Raw genomic sequence first — 987 nt, 5'->3', positions numbered from 1 at the left:
GTCGCACGATTACCATCACTGTTCCTTATGGAACGGACGTCACATCGCTAACGCCGACGATTACGCACACAGGAGCAAACATCTCGCCGAACAGCGGCGCTGCGCAGAACTTCACCAATCCGGTGACCTATACGGTGACCGCGGCGGATGGCTCCACGCAGAATTACACCGTAACGATAAATGTGGCCGCGAGCCCGGCGAAGGCGATCACCACGTTCAGCTTCGCAAGCCCGGCAGTGACGGGAATGGTGAACGAAGCGAGTCACACGATTACCATCACTGTTCCTTATGGAACGGACGTCACATCGCTAACGCCGACGATTACGCACACAGGAGCAAACATCTCGCCGAACAGCGGCGCTGCGCAGAACTTCACCAATCCGGTGACCTATACGGTGACCGCGGCGGATGGCTCCACGCAAAATTACACCGTAACGATAAATGTGGCCGCGAGCCCGGCGAAGGCGATCACGGCGTTCAGCTTCGCGACACCGTCTGCTGCTGGAACGATAAACGAAGTGAGTCGCACGGTTACTGTAACCGTGCCCTATGGAACGGACGTCACATCGCTAACGCCGACGATTACGCACACAGGAGCAAGCATCTCGCCGAACAGCGGCGCTGCGCAGAACTTCACCAATCCGGTGACCTATACGGTGACCGCGGCGGATGGCTCCACGCAGAATTATGTGGTAACCGTGAATGTGGCAGCGAACCCTGCGAAGGCGATCACGGCGTTCAGCTTCGCAAGCCCGGCAGTGACGGGAACGGTGAACGAAGCGAGTCGCACGATTACCATCACTGTTCCTTATGGAACGGACGTCACGTCGCTAACCCCGACGATTGCGCATACGGGAGCGAGCATCTCGCCGAATAGCGGAGTCGCGCGTAACTTCACCAATCCGGTGACGTATACGGTGACCGCGGCGGATGGCTCCACGCAGAATTACACCGTAACGGTAAATGTGGCCGCGAGCCCGGCGAAGG

Annotated in this window: 1 protein-coding gene; it reads left to right on the top strand. The window is 58.5% G+C overall.

The genetic code is table 11. The annotated features are described in order from the left end of the window. A partial coding sequence (locus tag ACFO3S_RS27890; protein WP_378103044.1) for a DUF5018 domain-containing protein occupies positions 1-987 on the top strand: 987 nt, incomplete at both ends.

Source organism: Cohnella hongkongensis (assembly GCF_042654645.1).
GTDB classification, from domain to species: domain Bacteria; phylum Bacillota; class Bacilli; order Paenibacillales; family Paenibacillaceae; genus Cohnella; species Cohnella hongkongensis.
Note: the sequence above shows the minus strand (reverse complement) of the source record. Positions and strands in the feature narration are given on the sequence as shown.